Below are 18,821 nucleotides of genomic sequence, written 5' to 3'. Positions count from 1 at the left end.
ATAACTTAAGCGTTGATGCCAGTGATCTTCACTTCAGTGAACCACTGACGATGACCTTGTTGCTTACGAGAGTGCTTACGACGACGGAATTTAACGATTTTTACTTTATCGCCACGACCGTGCTTAACCACTTCAGCTACAACTTTGCCACCTTCAACAAGAGGTGCACCAACAGTGATTTCTTCACCGTTAGCGATCATAAGAACTGAGTCAAACTCAACAGTTGCACCAGTTTCAACGTCCAATTTCTCTAAACGAAGAGTTTGGCCTTCGCTTACACGGTGTTGTTTACCACCAGATTGGAAAACAGCGTACATATTTTACTCCGCTTTTTCCGCACAGCCTTTAACTTATTTTAAGCAGTTTGGGTGTGCGCTAACTAATTCATCAATAGGGCGCAGATTCTACGTGAACGCATCACATAAAACAAGCCATATTTTAAAAAAATTGGCGAAAAGATAATCGCCACATAAAAGTGAGAGAATGATGCCTTTTACAGGTGTATTTAGCAACGTTTTTTAGTGTAAAATTCGAAACTCATTATCATATTAGCTACCTTTTTGTAGCGACTCAGAACCGGAAGTAACATGGACTTTAGCGCTATTCAGGCTCTCACCGCCAACGACATGAAAAAGGTAGACCAAACAATCCACGCTCAATTGAACTCTGACGTGGCTCTAATCAACCAGTTGGGCTGTTACATTGTCAGTGGTGGTGGAAAGCGTCTACGGCCTCTTATCACCCTGCTATCGGCCCGTGCTTTAGGCTATCAAGGTGACAAGCACATCACAGCGGCTGCCTTCATTGAGTTTATTCATACAGCAACCTTGCTGCATGACGATGTCGTCGATGAATCTGATATGCGACGTGGCAAAGAAACGGCTAATGCGGCTTTTGGCAATGCTGCGAGCGTGCTCGTTGGGGATTATATTTACACTCGCTCTTTTCAAATGATGACTAGCCTAGGATCTTTAAGGATCTTAGAGCTAATGAGTGAAGCGGTAAATGTCATTGCCGAAGGTGAAGTACAGCAATTAATGAACTGTAATGACGCTTCCACAACCGAAGAAAGCTACATGCAGGTTATTTATTCAAAAACAGCACGTTTGTTTGAGTCTGCATCACAAATTTCAGCGATTATAGCCAATGCCGATCCTGCACTAGAAACCGCCATGCAAACCTACGGTCGCCATCTAGGAACTGCATTTCAATTAATTGATGATGTACTCGATTACACCGCTGACGGCAAAGAGATGGGTAAAAACGTAGGAGATGACCTTGCAGAAGGTAAACCTACACTCCCCTTATTATACGCGATGCAGCATGGCTCAGAAGCGCAACGAGCCATGATTGTTGATGCTATTGAAAAAGCCAATGGTATGGACAGCTTAGACGATATTCTTGCCACTATGCATCAAACTGGCGCATTGGAATACACGATTAAAATCGCCAACCAAGAAGCCGACAAAGCCATTAACGCCTTAGCACTCTTACCAGACTCAGCTGAAAAAGAAGCACTACAGGCGATAGCTCATCTAGCGGTAAAACGTAATAAGTAATCTATACACGACAATACCCATCGTAGTTCGCCGTTGAATTTACTCGTTACGACGCTTTTTACTACTTTGGGTACTTTCGAGAAACATGAGTTTCTATTATAAAAAAAACGGATCACTATGATCCGTTTTTTATGATGAGACTAAATGCCCTTCCGATTACATTGCCACTCGCTTATTTTGCGAACTCTTCACCTATGACAATATCATCCACTAATGTTTCTAGCATGCCATCGAGTGCTGCTCGTTCAAACTCACTTAACACACCATAATCCAGCACCTCTTCAACACCTTCTTTTCCGAGTAGAATAGGTTGCGCAAAGAAACGCGTATGCTCACCACGACCTTCTACATAGGCGCATTCAACAACGTTTGATTCACCTTGTAATGCACGTACTAAAGAGAGCCCAAAACGGCAAGCAGCCTGCCCCATAGACAATGTAGCGCTACCGCCACCCGCTTTCGCTTCCACCACTTCCGTACCTGCATTTTGAATACGAGTCGTAAGAGAGGCGATCTCTTCACTGGTAAACTCAACCCCTTTCACTTGAGAAAGCAAAGGCAAGATAGTCACACCTGAATGACCACCAATGACTGGCACGTCGAGTTCCGTAGGATCGATACCTTTTAATTCACCCACAAAGGTCTCTGAGCGAATAACATCGAGAGTAGTGACACCAAATAAGCGACGTTTGTCATAAACACCCGCTTTTTTAAGCACATCCGCCGCTATCGCTACTGTTGTATTGACAGGGTTGGTTATAATACCTACACAGGCTTTTGGACAAACAACGGCTATTTTCTCGGCTAAAGACTTAACGATCCCTGCATTTACATTAAATAGATCCGCTCTATCCATACCCGGTTTGCGAGCAACACCAGCCGAAATTAATACTACATCAGCGCCCTCGAGAGCAGCGCTAGGATCTTCGCCAGAAAAACCCACTACAGAGACAGGTGTAGGTATGTGGCTGAGATCGGCCGCAACTCCAGGAGTTACAGGTGCAATGTCATAAAGCGCTAGGTCTGAACCAGCTGGAAGGTTATTTTTTAATAGTGAGGCTAGTGCTTGTCCAATACCACCAGCAGCTCCAATAACAGCTACTTTCATTGTGTTCTCCTTGGGTAAAATAAATGTAATAATTATTTGCCTTTTTATATACACACGAAACTATAATATTTACTTTACCTTTACAAATGCGCAACTCCGTCTTTGCGACCTCTCTCACTCATAAAAGTGAGATAATGATATGCAAAAACGAGCACGCTAAATAACATACGACCTACCCCTCCTTTTAATAAAGTGCTTATTCCCTTTACTTGGGTATATCTCAGTTATATGAGACACTGCATTGCAAGAAGACATTTATCTTCGGGAAAATAGAATTAATAATATTTGGAACAACTAATGCGAAACAACGAAAAACAAGATCGCCTGGTCCGTGAGTTTAAATCCCTTTTGAAACAAGAAAGTTTCGGCTCACAGAGTGAAATAGTAGAGGCACTAAAATTAGAAGGGTTTGAAAATATAAACCAATCCAAAGTCTCTAGAATGCTGACCAAGTTTGGTGCTGTTCGTACCCGCAATGCAAAAATGGAGATGGTGTACTGTCTACCGGCTGAGCTGGGCGTTCCTACTGTATCAAGTTCGTTACGAGAATTAGTTTTAGATATCGATTACAACAACGCCTTAGTCGTTATACATACAGGTCCTGCAGGGGCACAATTAATTGCCCGCCTACTCGACTCATTAGGTAAATCTGAAGGGATTTTAGGTGTGGTGGCTGGGGACGATACGATTTTCATTACCCCAACATTAGACATTACAACAAAACAACTTTTCGACTCTGTTTGTGAACTTTTTGAATACGCAGGATAACGCAAACGCCTACAGTTAACTCACAGTCTATCCTCTTAGGCTGTGATACCACTCACAGTTTCTTTAAATAATACAAAACCCCACAAAATTACAGTAAACTGCTGTTTTAAAAGCAATTATATCCGAAAATTTAATGAAATTAATTGCATATGCGCTCAATTTCTTATTTCTCTCGCTCAAACTCACTCTATTTCTGGCCATTATTTGCTATGATGCAGCCACTTTTCCGACTCAGCCCTAAGTTGATGTGATGTTTTTTTAACCATTTTTATGGCCATAAAATAGACGCCTTAGATAGTGTTAAAACAATTTAATAACATCCATCGCAAGCTTAAAGCGACCTCAGTTGGAAAAGATGCCGTTTCCATACAGGAAACCTCAGCAGAATAAAAAAGACTGCTGGTATGATCATGGACATAAGGAAGAAAACATCATGGCATTTAAAAAGGTAATTAAACTCGGTGTAATTACTGCTGCTGTTGTAGGTGCAAGCGTTGTTTCAGCTCAGGAGTTCATCACTATAGGTACTGGCTCGGTGACAGGGGTGTACTACCCTACCGGTGGCGCTATCTGTAAATTAGTTAATAAAGATCGTAATGACCACAATGTTCGTTGTTCCGTTGAATCCACAGGTGGTTCAATCTACAACGTCAACACCATGCGCTCTGGGGAACTGGACTTTGGTATCGTACAATCTGACTGGCAGTTCCATGGCTATAACGGAACCAGCAAATTTTCAGAACAAGGTCCTTACAAAAAACTTCGCGCAGTATTCTCCCTTCATACAGAACCTTTTAACATTATTGCTCGTGAAGATTCTGGTATTAACAATGTGACTGACCTTGTCGGAAAACGTGTGAATATCGGTAACCCTGGCTCAGGTGACCGCGCAACTATGGGCGTGGTAATGGATGCAATGGGTTGGACTAACGATAGCTTTAAACTCGCTTCTGAGCTTAAAGGCTCTGAGCGTTCGCAAGCACTTTGTGACAACAAGATTGACGCCTTCATCTATATGGTGGGTCATCCAAATGGTTCTATCAAAGAAGCAACGACATCCTGTAATGCCAAGTTAGTACCCGCTACAGGTCCTAAAATCGATAAAATCGTAGCGGATAATCCTTACTACGCATTCAGTACTGTACCTGCTGGTATGTATCGCGGTACGGATAAAGATGTGAATAGTTTTGGTGTTGCGGCAACGATGGTCACAACCACGGATGTTTCCGATGAAGTGGCTTACACCGTTGCGAAAGCGGTATTTGAAAACTTCGACACATTCAAACGCCTGCACCCTGCTTTTGCTAACCTAAAGAAAGAGAACATGGTTAAAGACGGCATCTCTATTCCTTTGCACCCAGGTGCTGAGAAATACTACAGAGAAGTTGGTCTAATTAAGTAGCACTGAAAAGATAAGGAGGTCACATAGGCCTCCTTACATTATCAACTACAGACAAAGGGTAACTAACCCTACATGTTTACTAGTCAATGCCCCATCCCTAATGGGGTTTCTCGTTTGCCACCATTTGGCAACACTCTCTCTATTTTTAATTATTGGCTAGTATTTTGGCTTGGTCTACGGTTATTGAGTACCTCAAAGGTACACGCCAGTCCAGCCTTCGCGTCAACAGAATTAGGACACACTAATGACACAATCAACAACCCCCTCTAAAGAAGCGCAAGATATCGTCGCTGAAGCCGATACTGGAGCGCGAAACCCTTCCGGTATGGCTGGGCGAATTCTATGGTTTGTGCCCCTGTGTTGGTCGCTATTCCAGCTTTGGTATGCATCGCCACTGCCCTTTATATTTAACTTCGCTATTTTAAACGATACCGAAGCTCGCTCTATTCATCTCTCATTTGCTATTTTTCTCGCGTTTACCGCCTACCCTGCGCTGAAAGGCTCCCCTAGAGACCGTATCCCTGCTGCAGATTGGGCTTTAGCTTTACTAGGTAGCTTGGCTGCCGGCTATATTTATCTTTTCTATACTCAGCTCGCCGAACGCTCCGGCGCTCCAACGTCCTTGGATATTGTGGCCGCGGTGACCGGAATGATCTTGCTATTGGAAGCAACACGCCGTGCATTGGGTCCACCATTAATGGTAGTGGCGGCAGTCTTTCTTACTTACACCTTTGCTGGCCCACACATGCCCGATGTCATTGCCCACAAAGGCGCTAGCTTAAATAAAGCTATGTCCCACTTGTGGCTGACTACCGAAGGGGTATTTGGTGTCGCCATTGGCGTGTCGACCTCTTTTGTTTTTTTGTTTGTTTTGTTTGGCGCTATGCTTGAGCGCGCAGGCGCAGGTGCATACTTTATAAAAGTCGCTTTCTCATTGCTTGGTCATATGCGTGGCGGGCCGGCTAAGGCCGCAGTGGTTGCCTCTGGCTTATCCGGTTTAGTATCCGGCTCTTCGATTGCTAACGTCGTCACGACAGGAACATTCACCATCCCATTAATGAAGCGAGTTGGCTTCCCTGGCACCAAAGCAGGCGCAGTAGAAGTTGCCGCTTCAACCAACGGTCAGCTCACCCCACCAATTATGGGTGCGGCCGCATTTTTAATGGTTGAATATGTCGGTATTTCTTATGTAGAAGTGATAAAAGCGGCTCTACTTCCGGCACTCATTTCTTATATTGCTCTGATTTATATTGTGCATCTAGAGGCCTGTAAAGCGGGTATGCAAGGCTTACCACGTCGCTATACACCAACGAAACTACAAAGCCTTACCTCCTTCGTCGGCACCATTGTGGGTCTATGTGTGATCAGTGCCATTGTTTATTACGGTATCGGTTGGACTAAAGATGTATTTGGCGCAGCTGCCACACCTATAGTGACCGTGGCTCTATTATTATGTTATGTGGCTTTAGTACGTATCTCATCTCGCTACCAAGAATACGCCGAGATGGATCCTGATCTCACTGAAATACCAGAGGTAGGTGCTACTGTTAAGTCAGGATTACACTTCTTATTGCCAATTGTTGTCTTAGTATGGTGTCTTACCGTAGAAAGGTTCTCCCCTGGTCTATCGGCATTTTGGGCAACCGTATTTATGATGTTTATTTTGCTGACACAACGTCCGCTTATGGCATTATTTAATAAAGAGAACAGCGCCATTGCCGCCTTTAAATTAGGGGTTAATGATCTATTACAAGCCCTAGTTTCAGGGGCGCGAAACATGATAGGCATCGGTGTCGCAACAGCGGCGGCAGGCACTGTCGTCGGAGTCGTCACACTGACCGGCATTGGTCTGGTCATGACGGACTTTGTTGAATTTATTTCCGGCGGTAGCGTGATCATGATGTTGCTGTTCACCGCCATCATCAGTCTTATACTGGGAATGGGACTCCCCACCACAGCAAACTATATTGTTGTTTCCACCCTAATGGCACCAGTGATCGTCACCTTAGGCGCAGCTCACGGACTGATCATTCCTCTTATAGCGGTGCATTTATTTGTGTTCTATTTCGGTATTCTTGCCGATGACACCCCCCCTGTCGGTCTTGCCGCATTCGCAGCGGCTGCAATCGCTAAATCAGACCCTATTCGTACAGGTATCCAAGGCTTCACCTACGATATACGTACTGCCATTTTACCCTTTATGTTTGTGTTTAATACTCAACTTCTAATGATGGGAATCGACAGTTGGTGGCACTTGTTGCTCACCATACTTTCGGCCACTGCCGCCATGTTGCTTTTCTCTGCGGCGACACAAGGTTGGTGGTTCACTAAAAACAAATGGTGGGAAACGATCGCATTACTACTACTTACCTTCACATTCTTCCGCCCCGGATTTTGGTGGGATCAAGTGTATCCAGCGAAGATCGAAGTCCCAGCATCAGAGATCGCCAATGTCGTGCAAGCTATGCCTATTGGGCAACCTCTGGAAATGCGCGTGGAAGGCGAGAACTTAGAAGGTAAGTTTATGAGTAAAACCGTGCGCTTACCGTTTGAAGATGATGCAACTACGGCTGCGGATCGTATTTCATCGATGGGTTTGATGTTAACGCACAATGAGCAACAGGTTTTCATTGATATGGTGGAATTTGGTAGCCCAGCAGAAGCGGCTGGCATTGACTTTGACTGGCAAATAAAACATATCATTCAAAAAGCTGAACGCCCAATGAAAGAGTGGGTTTTCGTTCCAGCACTGATCCTAGTGATATTAATGGGGCTAAATCAAAAACGACGTTTGGCTAGAGAGTCTATCGTCGCATAGTTTGATTTGGCTCAATGCCCCATAGACAGCACTATGGGGCAATAGTAAGACTAACAATCAAGAGCACTTTCCATGTACAAACAGATCTTGGTCCCCGTTGACCTAAATGAAAAAGGATTCAGTGATAAAGCATTAAAGGCGGCCGTTTGGCATGCCAAAAACAGTAATGCTCAACTGCATCTTCTGAACGTACTACCAGGGATACATATGTCCATGGTGGCGACTTATTTTCCTCAAGATGCCGTACAAGATATGAAGAAGGATGTGGAGGCTCAGCTGAGAAGTTTTGCAGATAAACTTATCGATCCTGAACTGGTTTATCACGTACACATTGCTGAAGGAAAGCCATACACTACGATTATTGATTATGCCGAAAAGCTCGGTGCTGATCTCATCGTAATGCCAAGCCACAAGCGTTCTCGAATTGATAATGTTGTGCTCGGTTCAGTGGCCAGTAAAGTAGTACAGCATTCCCCTGTTAATGTATTGGTCATTAAACCCCAAGGGTAAGTCATATCAATCACAGTAATTAAGTGGTCAGAAATAGCGCAGGAAAAACACTTGAGAACAAGGCGCTATTTTTGATCAGTAGTTGTTCTACATTAAAAAATGGGCGCCTTTATGGCGCCCATTTTTTGTTAAGAACAGACCAAGTTTAAACCACGGTATTTGATGGGGTTCCTGCCATAAAGTTATCTATGTTATCGAGCAGGATGTCCACTAAACTCTGCAAAGCAGAATCGCTTCCCCATGCCACATGAGGCGTTAACAATAAGTTAGGTAATGACATGTTAGCTAGCAGTGGGTTTGACTCATCTGCAGGTTCTTGGGTGAACACATCAAATCCAGCCCCAGCAATCGTGCCCGCTTTAAGTGCATCAATCAAATCCGCTTCATTAACTAAGCCACCTCGCCCTGTATTGATCACAATGGCACTAGGCTTCATCATGGCCAACTCTTCACGAGCAATCAGGTTCGTTGTCTGCTCTGTAAGTGGGCAATGTAGCGTGACAATATCCGCACGTTGCAAAGCCTCTTTAAAAGTAACATACCCTTCACGCGCTTCGTTAATACCTTTGCGCTCAGCAAAGATAACCTGCATTCCTAACGCTTGCGAGAGAGAAGCGACCCCTTGGCCTAAGTTCCCACTACCGAACACAGCAATGGTTGAACCTGCCACATCAGTGATGGGGTGCGTAAAGAAGCAAAACTGTTTATTTTTCTGCCAAACACCGTTCGCAATGTCTTGATGATAAGCAAACAGATTTCGTTTCAGAGCAAAGATCATACCGATAGCATGCTCAGGAACAGAGCGGGTAGCGTAGCCTTGAATATTACAAACCGAGATACTATTTTCACGGCAGTAGCTCAAATCAACATTGTTGGTTCCAGTGGCCGATACCGCAATTAATCGAATTGAAGGGTGCTTAGCTAAAGTTTCAGCACTCAACACCACCTTATTGCTGATCACTATGCTCGCCCCTTGCAAGCGGGCATCGATTTGCTCTGCAGAGGTATAATCGAACTCCAACCATTGATGAGGGAAGTTCAATGTTCGAAATTGGATATGCGATGGAATAGTCGCTTTATCTAAAAAAACGACCTTTGGTAACGACTCGGGCATCTGTCATCCTTAATGCTTAGGTAAGGTTTTATAGTCTGGTAATGTACTCTGTGCCGAGTAAAGTTCCAACACCAAAGGCTTCGCCTGTGGGTAAAAATCACATTGCACAAACATGCTCACTAATTGGTTGTCTTTTGGATGATAAAAGCTCAGTTCGGTAGAGTGTAACTGTAAACGGTCAGAGTAGGCCTGAGCTTCCCCTTGTGCATAGAACTCGTCACCGACAATCGCATGTCCCATCTCACTCATATGCACACGCAGTTGATGGGAGCGGCCAGTGATAGGCAATAAGCGCACCACACAAGTTTTCTCTTCTTGTTGCACTTTTTGATAGTCAGTACGTGACGGTTTTCCGTCCTGAGTACACACCTTCTGTCTTGGTCTGTTGGGCCAATCACAAATAAGGGGTAAATCAACAATCCCTTCTTTTTCTTCTAACTGTCCCCACACCCGTGCGTAATACACCTTATGCGTCAAACGATACTGAAATTGCTTCTTTAAATGGCGCTCGGCCTCTTTGGTCAGGGCAAATAGCATTAAACCAGAGGTGGCCATATCCAAGCGGTGTACCACTTGGATATCAGAATACTCAGCCACCAGCCGGCTCCACAAGCTATCATAATGCTTCGCTTCTCGTCCTGGAACGGACAATAACCCAGCAGGCTTATTTGCCACTAGTATATGCTCATCTTGATAGACAATATCTATCCAAGGATCCGTTGGGGGATGGTACTCAATCATGGCCATAGTTTATTCCACTCTAATTGTGAGAAACAATAATCAGACGCAATGAATCCAATTGGATTTGTGCTTGCGAGATAAAACCGTCCAATTCCTTTATTTGCAATTCAATGGCTTGTACTTCTTCATCTCGAATGTTCGGGTTCACCGCCTTCAACGCCAATAATCGCTCTAGCTCGGCACTTAAACTGGCTTCCATTTCAGCTTTAGCTTGCTGCTTAACTAATTCATGTTTGGGTAGGATTTTCTCATCTCCCGCGGCAATCAGAGCTTGTACTTGCCCTTGAACCGAAGTGACCAATTTACTTGCCATGTGACGATTAATTGGGCTTAACTGGCGGTTGAAGCTATCAAACTCGACTTGCTCAGAAAGATCATTACCCTTGCCATCTAACATTAGACGAATAGGCGTCTGTGGCAAGAAACGAGCAATACCGCTACGCTTAGGCGCTTGCGCATCCACTAAGTAAATTAACTCTAAAAGCATAGTGCCAACCGGCAATGCTTTGTTCTTCAATAGAGATACAGCAGATGCCCCAACACCTTCACTCAGCAATAAGTCAATACCACCTTGGATCATTGGGTGCTCCCAAGACATAAAGTTCATATCTTCACGAGATAAGGCGGTATCACGGGAAAAGGTGATGGTGGCTCCATCATAAGGAAGCCCAGGATAACTCGGTACTAGCATATGTTCGGATGGGGTCACCACTAACGCATTTTCACCTTTGTCGTCTTGGTTTAATCCAATGCAATCAAATAGGCTAAGTGCGAAGCTGATAAACTGTGTATCGTTATCTTTGGCCGAAATTTGCTGCACTAATTGCTGTGCTCGTTCGCCGCCATTAGAGTGCATCTCTAACAGTCGGTCGCGCCCCTGCTCTAAATCTTGTTTTAATTGCTGGTTAATTTTAGCCGATTGAGCGATCACATTAGCTAACTCGGAGCTATCGCCTGTGGCGATCATTTCCGTTAATTCGTAAGAGAATTTCTCATACACAGTACGGCCGGTAGGACAGGTTTCAGCAAACGCATTCAACCCTTCATCATACCAATGAGCCAGCACGCTTTGGGAGCTGCCTTCTAAATACGGCACAAAAATATCAATGTCTGAGTTTTGCCCAATGCGATCTAAACGGCCAATACGTTGCTCAAGGAGATCCGGGTTAAATGGCAGATCAAACATCACGAGCTGATTCGCAAACTGAAAATTGCGTCCTTCAGAGCCGATTTCAGAACAAATCAGTACTTGTGCACCCCCTTCATCTTGAGCAAAGTATGCGGCGGCTTTATCTCGTTCGATAATGGACATACCTTCATGGAATACCGTAGCGCGAATACCTTCTCGCTCACGTAATGCTTGCTCAAGTTGCAATGCGGTTGTAGCACGAGAGGCAATCACCAAAATCTTTTCAGCGCGCTTTTCTTTCACCTTCTCAATCAGCCAATCCACACGGCTATCAAAGTTCCACCAGGCACCGGTATCACCTAGCTCTTGGAATACCTCTTCAGGATAAAGCATGATGCCCGCTTGTTTTTCCAAAGAAAGATCCACATTAAACATCTTAGATACTTTAATGGCTCGAGCATATTGCTCCGGTAACGGCATCGGCAATAGATGCACGCGACGCTTAGGGAACCCTTTAATCGCTGCACGAGTATTTCTAAACAGCACTCGACCCGTGCCATGACGATCCATTAAATTATCAATCAGCTCTTGTCTGGCGATAGCTTGTTGTTCTGGATGCGCAGTATCTGCAATCGCCTTAAACATAGGCTCAACATCCTGCTCAGATAGCAGCTCTGTAATTTGGTTTTTGCCTTCGTTTGACAGGGTGTTTCCAGATAGTAACTGGCTGACAGCATCGGCAACTGGAGCGTAATTTTCTTCTTCGTCAACAAAGCTTTGGTAATCGTAAAAACGATCTGAATCGAGCAAACGAAGTCGCGCAAAGTGACTTTCACGCCCGAGTTGCTCTGGTGTTGCGGTTAACAACAAAACGGCCGGTATTTTTTCAGCCAGCGATTCAATGGCTTGATATTGCGCGCTAGGGGCATCCACACTCCACTCAAGGTGGTGTGCTTCATCGACAACCAATAAATCCCAATCTGCGTCTAACACTTGCTGATGACGCTTAGGGCTATTTTTTAAGAAGTCTAAAGAACAGAGCACCAACTGCTGGGTATCAAATGGGTTCGCCGCATCCGCATACGCTTCAACGCAGCGTTCTTCATCAAAGACAGAAAAGTGCAGGTTAAAACGACGCATCATCTCCACCAGCCATTGGTGGGTTAATGTTTCGGGAACAACAATCAGAATTCGCTCTGCGCGACCGGCTAACACTTGCTGGTGAATGATCATGCCAGCCTCAATGGTTTTACCTAAGCCAACCTCATCGGCAAGTAAAACGCGTGGCGCATATCGACGCCCTACTTCTTGGGCAATAAACAACTGATGCGGAATTAATCCCGCTCTCATTCCCGTTAATCCTCTTAGTGCGCTTTTATGCTGCTGGTATTGATTGTTCAATGCTTGGTAGCGCAACACAAAATTATCCATACGGTCAATTTGACCGGTGAACAACTTATCTTGCGGTTTATTGAAACGAATCTGGTGGCTTAAGAATATTTCACGCAATTCAACGCCCTGCTCCCCGGTATCTTCACGGGTACCAAGGTAGCAAAGCACCCCTTTGTCTTCGATCACTTCACTCACCAGAAGAGACCAGCCCTCATGGGCTTCGATGGTATCTCCCACCGCAAAGGTCACACGTGTAATTGGTGCATCGTTAATGGCATACAGTCGCTCTTCTTCCGAGGCGGCAAACATTACGGTAACTGTTCGCGTGTCGATAGCCACTATCGTTCCCAGTCCTAAATCACTTTCTGTATCACTAATCCAACGTTGACCAATCGCAAATGCCATTAAGCTAAAACCCTTTTGTAAATTTGACTCTAACAATAGTAGAAGAAAACCGCGCAAACTTGGCTAAGTTTCCGATGAGAAAAAGGGCGTAATAATAGTACATTGACCGATTTTGAGCACGTAAAACCTTACTTTTGCTTGGTATAAATTGTGCAATCAAACTGTCAAACAATTGAAATCAAACTAGACTCAAAATAGAAGGGGTTATCAATTTCCAATGGAACTCTCTTCGTCAGCGGACATGCTGAGTTTTGAGATCGCTTGGATACACGTATCAAATAAGCAAAGGAGACGCTTATGAGTGATAGCGAACGCAAGATTTTTGTACTCGACACCAATATCCTACTGCACGAACCTCACGCTATTTTTTCCTTTCACGAACACGACGTGGTCATTCCTATGACCGTATTAGAGGAGCTCGATAGAATCAAAGACAGCAAGCGCGATGTGGCTCGTGATGCCCGTGTGGCGATTCGGACCTTAGAGGATATTTTTCGTGAAGCGACCCCAGATCAAATATCAGAAGGAATACGCTTTAACAATGACTCTCATTCGACGGGAACTTTATCCATTTTGGCTGACTTTGAGCTACAGGAAACCGTTAAAGCCTTTGCTGACAAAGCGGGGGATAACCGGATTTTAAATGCCGTCATCCATCTACAAAATAAGCGCTCACCTCGAGAGGTAGTGTTAGTAACGAAAGACATCAATATGCGCTTACGGGCAAAAGGAGCCGGAGTTCGCCATGTTGAGGACTATCGTACCGATCAACTCATTGATGATGTTCAGTATCTCACCAAAGGCTTCGTTCAATATGAGGGAACATTTTGGGATACCATTAGTGAGGTAAACTCCATCGCTCTGGCGGGAAAAGCGCACCATTTAATCCATCAATCTCACCTTGAGCAAGCCTACATAAACCAATACATCCTTGATTCTGATAGCGACTTTGCCGCTAGAGTCTCTGACTTAAATTCTGAATCCGTTACCTTAAAAGATTTAAGTCGAGACAAGATGATGAATCGCCGCGCTTGGGATATCAAACCGAAGAATATTTATCAGGGGATGGCGATGGATGCACTAATGGACCCCGATATTGACCTGGTTATTCTTACTGGTGCGGCAGGAAGTGGCAAGACCTTGCTGGCAATGGCTGCCGCCCTAGAGCAGTCCGTAGAAATGAACATGTTTGATAAAATCATCGTCACACGTAACACACCAGATATTGGTGAGTCCATCGGCTTTTTACCCGGCAATGAAGAAGAGAAAATGCTCCCTTGGCTTGCTGCGGTCACCGATACGTTAGAAGCACTACATAAAAATGATCACTGTACCGAAGGTTCATTGCGCTATATCTGTGATAAAGCCAATATTCAGTTCAAATCCATCAATTTTATGCGGGGTCGCTCCATACAAAATGCATTTGTATTGCTTGATGAGTGTCAAAACCTCACCGCGTCACAAATAAAGACCATCATCACTCGATGCGGTGAAGGTACTAAAATCGTTTGCTCCGGTAATTTGGCGCAGATAGATTCACCTTATTTAACCCCGGTGACATCTGGACTCACTTATATGGTCGAACGCTTTAAACACTTTGAAGGCTCTGCAAATGTGCACTTAAATGGTGTCGTACGCAGTCGCTTAGCTGAGTTTGCAGAAGAAAATTTGTAAGTAGGTATATTGAGTCACAATTCATGAAAGTCACAACGCCAGCCTGTACGTTGGCGTTGTGCATCGACTCAACCCTACTGACGCCTATCATAGCCCCAAGGTTGTACTAAACTTTGTTTGACCCCTATATGGTCAAGTACTCTCGCTACCATAAAGTCAACCAAGTCCTCAATAGATTGTGGCTGATGATAAAAGCCCGGTGCGGCGGGCATGATCGTAGCACCCATTTTTGACAATTTAAGCATGTTTTCTAAGTGTAATGTGGAAAATGGCGTTTCACGCACCACCAAAATCAACTGCCCACGCTCTTTGAGGACCACATCCGCTGCGCGCTCAATAAGGTTATCTGAAATACCATGAGCGATGGAAGCCAAGCTTCCCGCCGAGCAAGGACAAACAACCATCTGCTTAGGTGCAGCCGATCCTGAAGCCACAGGAGAGAACCAGTCCTCTTTTCCACATACCACCAGCTGTGAATCATCACAACCTAAATGCTCCACTAACGCACGTTTTATCGCATCCGGTCCACTAGGCAGTTTAAGGTTATGCTCTGTGGCCAGTACGACTCTGGCCGCCGAAGACACTAAGAAATACACTTGGTATTGCGCCTCTAACAGCTTTTTTAGTAGTGCCAAACCATAGGGAGCACCCGATGCTCCCGTCATAGCTAAGGTAATGCTTTTTTGTCGCGGATTTAGCTGCATATTTTCTCTGCTGCCTGTAGTGCTTGTAAAAGTTTATTATGGATGCCTGCAAAACCGCCATTACTCATGATGAGTATTTGATCACCAGTACGAGACTCTTTCACCAGAGTTTTCACAATGTCATCTACTGATGTTGCAGTGAACGTCTCTTGACAACATTGCTGAGCAACATCATCCACTGACCAATCTATATTATCCGGCTGATAAAGATAGACTTTATCTGCCACCGCTAAAGAGGCCGCTAGAGTTTCTTTATGAACCCCCATTTTCATGGTGCTTGATCTTGGTTCTAATACTGCCAATATTCTTTGCTTACCGACTTTATTACGCAAACCTCCTAAAGTCAGTTCAATCGCGGTTGGGTGGTGGGCAAAGTCATCATAAATAGCAACCCCCCCCACTTCCCCTTTCAACTCAAGACGACGCTTAGTATTAATAAAGCGCCCTAGTGCCTCACAGGCTAGATCAGGCACAACACCAACATGACGTGCTGCTGCAATCGCCATGAGAGCATTATTCACATTGTGATCACCGACTAAATCCCATTTCACTTCACCCACTTTTTGCTGAGCAAAATAAACATCAAAATGACTGCCATCCACTTGCTGCTTTTTCGCCTGCCAATCTTTGTGAGAAAACTCTGTTTCACTCCAACAACCACGCGCTAGCACATCATTTAATGCTTCGTCATCCGACGGAGAAAAAATGCGGCCATTACCCGGAACGGTTCTAACTAAATGATGAAACTGACGCTTTATCGCCTCTAGGTCATCAAAAATATCAGCATGATCAAACTCAAGGTTATTCATCACCAGTGTGCGAGGATGATAGTGTACGAACTTAGAGCGTTTATCAAAAAAGGCACTGTCGTATTCATCGGCTTCAACCACAAAGAACATACTTTCGCCTAAGCGCGCTGACTGTCCAAAGTTGCCTAGTACGCCTCCTACTAAAAACCCTGGCTTATAATCACATGCCTCTAATATCCACGACACCATACTCGCGGTGGTCGTTTTCCCATGAGTCCCTGCAACAGCCAGCACCCAACGATCATGAAGTAAGAACTCTTGTAGCCATTGTGGCCCTGAGGTGTAACGTAGATTGTTATCCAATACATATTCGACGCAAGGGTTACCACGACTCATTGCATTACCAATAACAACCAAGTCGGGGCGAGGCTCCAACTGCTTAGGATCGTAGCCTTGAATGATATCCACACCTTCCGACTCAAGCAGAGTGCTCATAGGAGGATAAACATTGGCATCACTTCCGGTGACTTTGTGCCCAAGTTGCTTTGCTAGTACTGCTGCGCCACCCATGAAGGTGCCACAAATACCCAGTATATGAATATGCATAATGTTCCTATTATTTTCAGCAGTAAGCCTATCTATAAATACTTAGGTAGACCTGTATAATTTAATCTTAACTAGATTATGGATTCGAGCCCATAGCAATCCCAGTGATGAAAGTCAGAAAACTGTGAAATAGATCCGCAAGTTTACGTGCGATAATGTGGTTTGTGCTGTATATTTGGCTAAAAAAAGAACTTGTCATACAATTAAACGGAATCCCCCATGTCCAATTTAAGAACGTTAGGTGAATTTATCGTAGAGAAGCAAAATGACTTCCCTGCGGCTAGTGGTGAATTATCATCATTACTCTCTTCTATTAGTCTTGCGGCTAAGATTGTTCACCGTGAAATCAACAAAGCTGGCTTAGTTGATATTGCGGGTGCAGCTGGTGTTGAAAATATTCAAGGTGAAGCACAGCAAAAACTTGATGTGCTAGCTAATGATACTTTTAAAAGTGCATTAGAAGCTCGCGACCAAGTATGTGGTATTGCTAGTGAAGAAGAAGACGAAGAAGTGTCTTTTACAAATGCTCGCAACCAAAACGCGAAATATGTTGTACTAATGGACCCTCTTGATGGCTCAAGCAACATTGATGTGAACGTTTCTGTAGGTACTATTTTCTCTATCTACCGTCGTATCTCTCCAGTTGGTTCGCCAACTCAAAAAGAAGATTACCTACAACCTGGGACTGAGCAGGTAGCATCTGGCTATGTTATCTACGGCTCATCTACTATGTTAGTTTACACTACAGGTGCAGGTGTTCACGGCTTTACATACGATCCTTCTATCGGTGTATTCTGTTTATCTCATGAGAATATGACGATTCCTAATGAAGGTAGAGTTTACTCTATCAACGAAGGTAACTACGTTAAATTCCCACTTGGCGTGAAAAAATACATTAAGTACTGCCAAGAAGAAGATACATCAACGAACCGTCCATACACGTCTCGCTACATTGGCTCTCTTGTATCTGACTTTCACAGAAACTTGCTAATGGGCGGTATCTTCCTTTACCCAAGCACTCGCACTTACCCATCAGGTAAATTGCGTCTTCTTTACGAATGCAACCCTATTGCATTCTTGATGGAGCAAGCGGGCGGTACTGCCACAGATGGCGAAAAACGCATCATGGAAATCAAACCAACAGAATTACACCAACGTGTGCCATTTTTTGTCGGTTCAAATGCAATGATTGAAACCTTGCATGGTTTCATTGAGCAAAATAAACACCAATACTAATCTTGCTCAACCCAGATTAGGTTATTGATATTAAAGCCAAGCTCACCAGCTTGGCTTTTAAATTTCTGCTTTAACTCATCACTAACGTGAGGCGTTCTAGATAACAACCATAGATAAGAGTGATCCGGTCCGGAGACAAACGCATAATCATAGTTGTCTTTTTCCAGCTCAAATACTATGTATGAACCGTAAAAAGGCCCAAAGAAAGAGACTTTTAGAAAACCTAAATCCTCTGATTTGACGAAGTAAGCTTTTCCTTCAGCATCACTCCATTGTTGACTTTGCCTATTGTAGCCACGGTTTAACACTCGTACTCCACCATCCTCTCGCATCGAATACTCAGCCGTTACCTGAGTCATGCCGCGCTCAAAAGAGTGATCTAAACGAGCTATTTCATACCACTGCCCCAAATAACGCTGTAATTGAAAATTTTGTACAGGGTTCACCTGTTGCGGTTTCGTCACACAGCCCATAAGCACAGCGCAACTCAACACAGTGATCATCCACTTCATAAACACATCCTTGTCTTATGGTTAATGTTGTACCCGACTGATTACAATTAATTTCTCAGATTCCAATCACCCGATTCTATGGCTTTACCTGGCTCCGTTCCCTGATAAATATAGATCCATGCTTCACCAAAGGTGGTCTCTATTGTTTCTCTTTTATATTCAATAGGCACATCTTCAAATGCATCCAATTGTGCCAATACGCTGTCGGTGATCCTATACACCTCACCTACGATGGCACTATGACCATCAACAAGACCGGGTACTGTGCCAAAATCGTATAAAGCATATTGCGGTTGCGTTTCAAACAGGCCTAATAACTCACTCTTTTGTAAAAAGTAATGATTCACCTCATTTTTCCTTAATGAGCCATAAACAAAAACCAAATGCTGCATAC

The 18,821-nt window shown here is 44.2% G+C and carries 16 protein-coding genes; 7 read left to right on the top strand and 9 right to left on the bottom strand.

The annotated features are described in order from the left end of the window. Positions 1–5: 5 nt before the first annotated feature. The gene (gene rplU, locus OCU56_RS01320) at positions 6–317 is read right to left on the bottom strand and encodes a 50S ribosomal protein L21 (RefSeq protein ID WP_017029047.1); all 312 of its coding nucleotides are present in this window, start codon (positions 315–317) and stop codon (positions 6–8) included. Positions 318–587: 270 nt separating this feature from the next. Between rplU and ispB the strand changes: the two genes are divergently transcribed. After that, entirely contained in the window at positions 588–1,559 is a 972-nt protein-coding gene (ispB, locus tag OCU56_RS01315) for an octaprenyl diphosphate synthase (protein WP_261873799.1), read from the top strand. Positions 1,560–1,731: 172 nt separating this feature from the next. On the opposite strand, the gene mdh is transcribed toward ispB, so the two are convergent. Continuing rightward, positions 1,732–2,667, bottom strand: coding sequence for a malate dehydrogenase (gene mdh / locus OCU56_RS01310; protein WP_261873798.1), 936 nt, complete (start codon positions 2,665–2,667; stop codon positions 1,732–1,734). 297 nt (positions 2,668–2,964) lie between these two features. On the opposite strand from mdh, the gene argR reads away from it, so the two are divergent. The 4 genes from argR to OCU56_RS01290 all read left to right on the top strand — a co-directional run bounded on the left by argR (position 2,965) and on the right by OCU56_RS01290 (position 8,165). Beyond that, on the top strand, positions 2,965–3,435 hold the full coding sequence (argR, locus tag OCU56_RS01305) for a transcriptional regulator ArgR (protein WP_261873797.1): 471 nt from the start codon (positions 2,965–2,967) through the stop codon (positions 3,433–3,435). Between the two features lie 433 nt (positions 3,436–3,868). Further along, positions 3,869–4,837 carry a TAXI family TRAP transporter solute-binding subunit gene (locus OCU56_RS01300; protein WP_261873796.1) on the top strand — a complete coding sequence of 323 codons (969 nt, stop codon included), beginning with the start codon at positions 3,869–3,871 and terminating at the stop codon, positions 4,835–4,837. Between the two features lie 244 nt (positions 4,838–5,081). Further along, a complete protein-coding gene (locus OCU56_RS01295) occupies positions 5,082–7,655 on the top strand; it encodes a TRAP transporter permease (RefSeq protein WP_261873795.1) in 2,574 nt (857 codons plus the stop codon). Between the two features lie 72 nt (positions 7,656–7,727). Beyond that, complete coding sequence (locus tag OCU56_RS01290) at positions 7,728–8,165, top strand: universal stress protein (protein WP_261873794.1); 438 nt, start codon at positions 7,728–7,730, stop codon at positions 8,163–8,165. Between the two features lie 145 nt (positions 8,166–8,310). Here the strand turns inward: OCU56_RS01290 and OCU56_RS01285 are convergent, their stop codons facing one another. Genes OCU56_RS01285 through rapA form a run of 3 tightly spaced genes read right to left on the bottom strand, consistent with a single transcriptional unit; the run spans position 8,311 to position 12,946 of the window. Then, positions 8,311–9,279, bottom strand: a complete 969-nt coding sequence (locus tag OCU56_RS01285) for a D-2-hydroxyacid dehydrogenase (protein ID WP_261873793.1) — start codon at positions 9,277–9,279, stop codon at positions 8,311–8,313. Between the two features lie 9 nt (positions 9,280–9,288). Beyond that, positions 9,289–10,026 carry a pseudouridine synthase gene (locus tag OCU56_RS01280; RefSeq protein ID WP_261873792.1) on the bottom strand — a complete coding sequence of 246 codons (738 nt, stop codon included), beginning with the start codon at positions 10,024–10,026 and terminating at the stop codon, positions 9,289–9,291. Between the two features lie 13 nt (positions 10,027–10,039). Next, the gene (gene rapA, locus OCU56_RS01275) at positions 10,040–12,946 is read right to left on the bottom strand and encodes an RNA polymerase-associated protein RapA (RefSeq protein WP_261873791.1); all 2,907 of its coding nucleotides are present in this window, start codon (positions 12,944–12,946) and stop codon (positions 10,040–10,042) included. Positions 12,947–13,243: 297 nt separating this feature from the next. Here rapA and OCU56_RS01270 point away from each other — a divergent pair, with 297 nt between their 5' ends. Then, the gene (locus OCU56_RS01270; RefSeq protein WP_261873790.1) at positions 13,244–14,620 is read left to right on the top strand and encodes a PhoH family protein; all 1,377 of its coding nucleotides are present in this window, start codon (positions 13,244–13,246) and stop codon (positions 14,618–14,620) included. Positions 14,621–14,694: 74 nt separating this feature from the next. Here the strand turns inward: OCU56_RS01270 and OCU56_RS01265 are convergent, their stop codons facing one another. Both OCU56_RS01265 and mpl read right to left on the bottom strand, forming a co-directional pair. After that, on the bottom strand, positions 14,695–15,324 hold the full coding sequence (locus tag OCU56_RS01265) for a flavin prenyltransferase UbiX (RefSeq protein ID WP_261873789.1): 630 nt from the start codon (positions 15,322–15,324) through the stop codon (positions 14,695–14,697). Continuing rightward, positions 15,315–16,679, bottom strand: a complete 1,365-nt coding sequence (gene mpl / locus OCU56_RS01260) for a UDP-N-acetylmuramate:L-alanyl-gamma-D-glutamyl-meso-diaminopimelate ligase (RefSeq protein ID WP_261873788.1) — start codon at positions 16,677–16,679, stop codon at positions 15,315–15,317. Before mpl ends, OCU56_RS01265 begins: the two co-directional genes overlap by 10 nt. A gap of 219 nt (positions 16,680–16,898) precedes the next feature. On the opposite strand from mpl, the gene fbp reads away from it, so the two are divergent. After that, positions 16,899–17,915 (top strand): class 1 fructose-bisphosphatase, encoded by a 1,017-nt coding sequence (gene fbp / locus OCU56_RS01255; RefSeq protein WP_261873787.1) that lies wholly within the window; start codon positions 16,899–16,901, stop codon positions 17,913–17,915. Here fbp and OCU56_RS01250 read toward each other — a convergent pair. Then, the gene (locus OCU56_RS01250; protein WP_261873786.1) at positions 17,912–18,427 is read right to left on the bottom strand and encodes a lipocalin family protein; all 516 of its coding nucleotides are present in this window, start codon (positions 18,425–18,427) and stop codon (positions 17,912–17,914) included. The genes fbp and OCU56_RS01250 overlap by 4 nt on opposite strands. A gap of 47 nt (positions 18,428–18,474) precedes the next feature. Beyond that, complete coding sequence (locus OCU56_RS01245) at positions 18,475–18,819, bottom strand: gamma-glutamylcyclotransferase family protein (RefSeq protein WP_261873785.1); 345 nt, start codon at positions 18,817–18,819, stop codon at positions 18,475–18,477. Positions 18,820–18,821 lie beyond the last annotated feature (2 nt).

This window comes from Vibrio rarus, from assembly GCF_024347075.1.
In the GTDB taxonomy this organism is placed as follows: Bacteria; Pseudomonadota; Gammaproteobacteria; order Enterobacterales; family Vibrionaceae; genus Vibrio; species Vibrio rarus.
The sequence above is the reverse complement of the archived record's forward strand: the minus strand, read 5'-3'. Positions and strand labels throughout refer to the sequence as shown.

Bases quoted from the DNA above. Each gene is read 5' to 3' on its own strand.
- OCU56_RS01285 (WP_261873793.1), bottom strand. From the start codon at position 9,279: ATGCCCGAGTCGTTACCAAAGGTCGTTTTTTTAGATAAAGCGACTATT.
- OCU56_RS01265 (WP_261873789.1), bottom strand. From the start codon at position 15,324: ATGCAGCTAAATCCGCGACAAAAAAGCATTACCTTAGCTATGACGGGA.
- rapA (WP_261873791.1), bottom strand. From the start codon at position 12,946: ATGGCATTTGCGATTGGTCAACGTTGGATTAGTGATACAGAAAGTGAT.
- OCU56_RS01290 (WP_261873794.1), top strand. From the start codon at position 7,728: ATGTACAAACAGATCTTGGTCCCCGTTGACCTAAATGAAAAAGGATTC.
- OCU56_RS01300 (WP_261873796.1), top strand. From the start codon at position 3,869: ATGGCATTTAAAAAGGTAATTAAACTCGGTGTAATTACTGCTGCTGTT.
- OCU56_RS01280 (WP_261873792.1), bottom strand. From the start codon at position 10,026: ATGGCCATGATTGAGTACCATCCCCCAACGGATCCTTGGATAGATATT.
- OCU56_RS01245 (WP_261873785.1), bottom strand. From the start codon at position 18,819: ATGCAGCATTTGGTTTTTGTTTATGGCTCATTAAGGAAAAATGAGGTG.
- OCU56_RS01250 (WP_261873786.1), bottom strand. From the start codon at position 18,427: ATGAAGTGGATGATCACTGTGTTGAGTTGCGCTGTGCTTATGGGCTGT.
- ispB (WP_261873799.1), top strand. From the start codon at position 588: ATGGACTTTAGCGCTATTCAGGCTCTCACCGCCAACGACATGAAAAAG.
- fbp (WP_261873787.1), top strand. From the start codon at position 16,899: ATGTCCAATTTAAGAACGTTAGGTGAATTTATCGTAGAGAAGCAAAAT.
- rplU (WP_017029047.1), bottom strand. From the start codon at position 317: ATGTACGCTGTTTTCCAATCTGGTGGTAAACAACACCGTGTAAGCGAA.
- OCU56_RS01270 (WP_261873790.1), top strand. From the start codon at position 13,244: ATGAGTGATAGCGAACGCAAGATTTTTGTACTCGACACCAATATCCTA.
- OCU56_RS01295 (WP_261873795.1), top strand. From the start codon at position 5,082: ATGACACAATCAACAACCCCCTCTAAAGAAGCGCAAGATATCGTCGCT.
- mpl (WP_261873788.1), bottom strand. From the start codon at position 16,679: ATGCATATTCATATACTGGGTATTTGTGGCACCTTCATGGGTGGCGCA.
- argR (WP_261873797.1), top strand. From the start codon at position 2,965: ATGCGAAACAACGAAAAACAAGATCGCCTGGTCCGTGAGTTTAAATCC.
- mdh (WP_261873798.1), bottom strand. From the start codon at position 2,667: ATGAAAGTAGCTGTTATTGGAGCTGCTGGTGGTATTGGACAAGCACTA.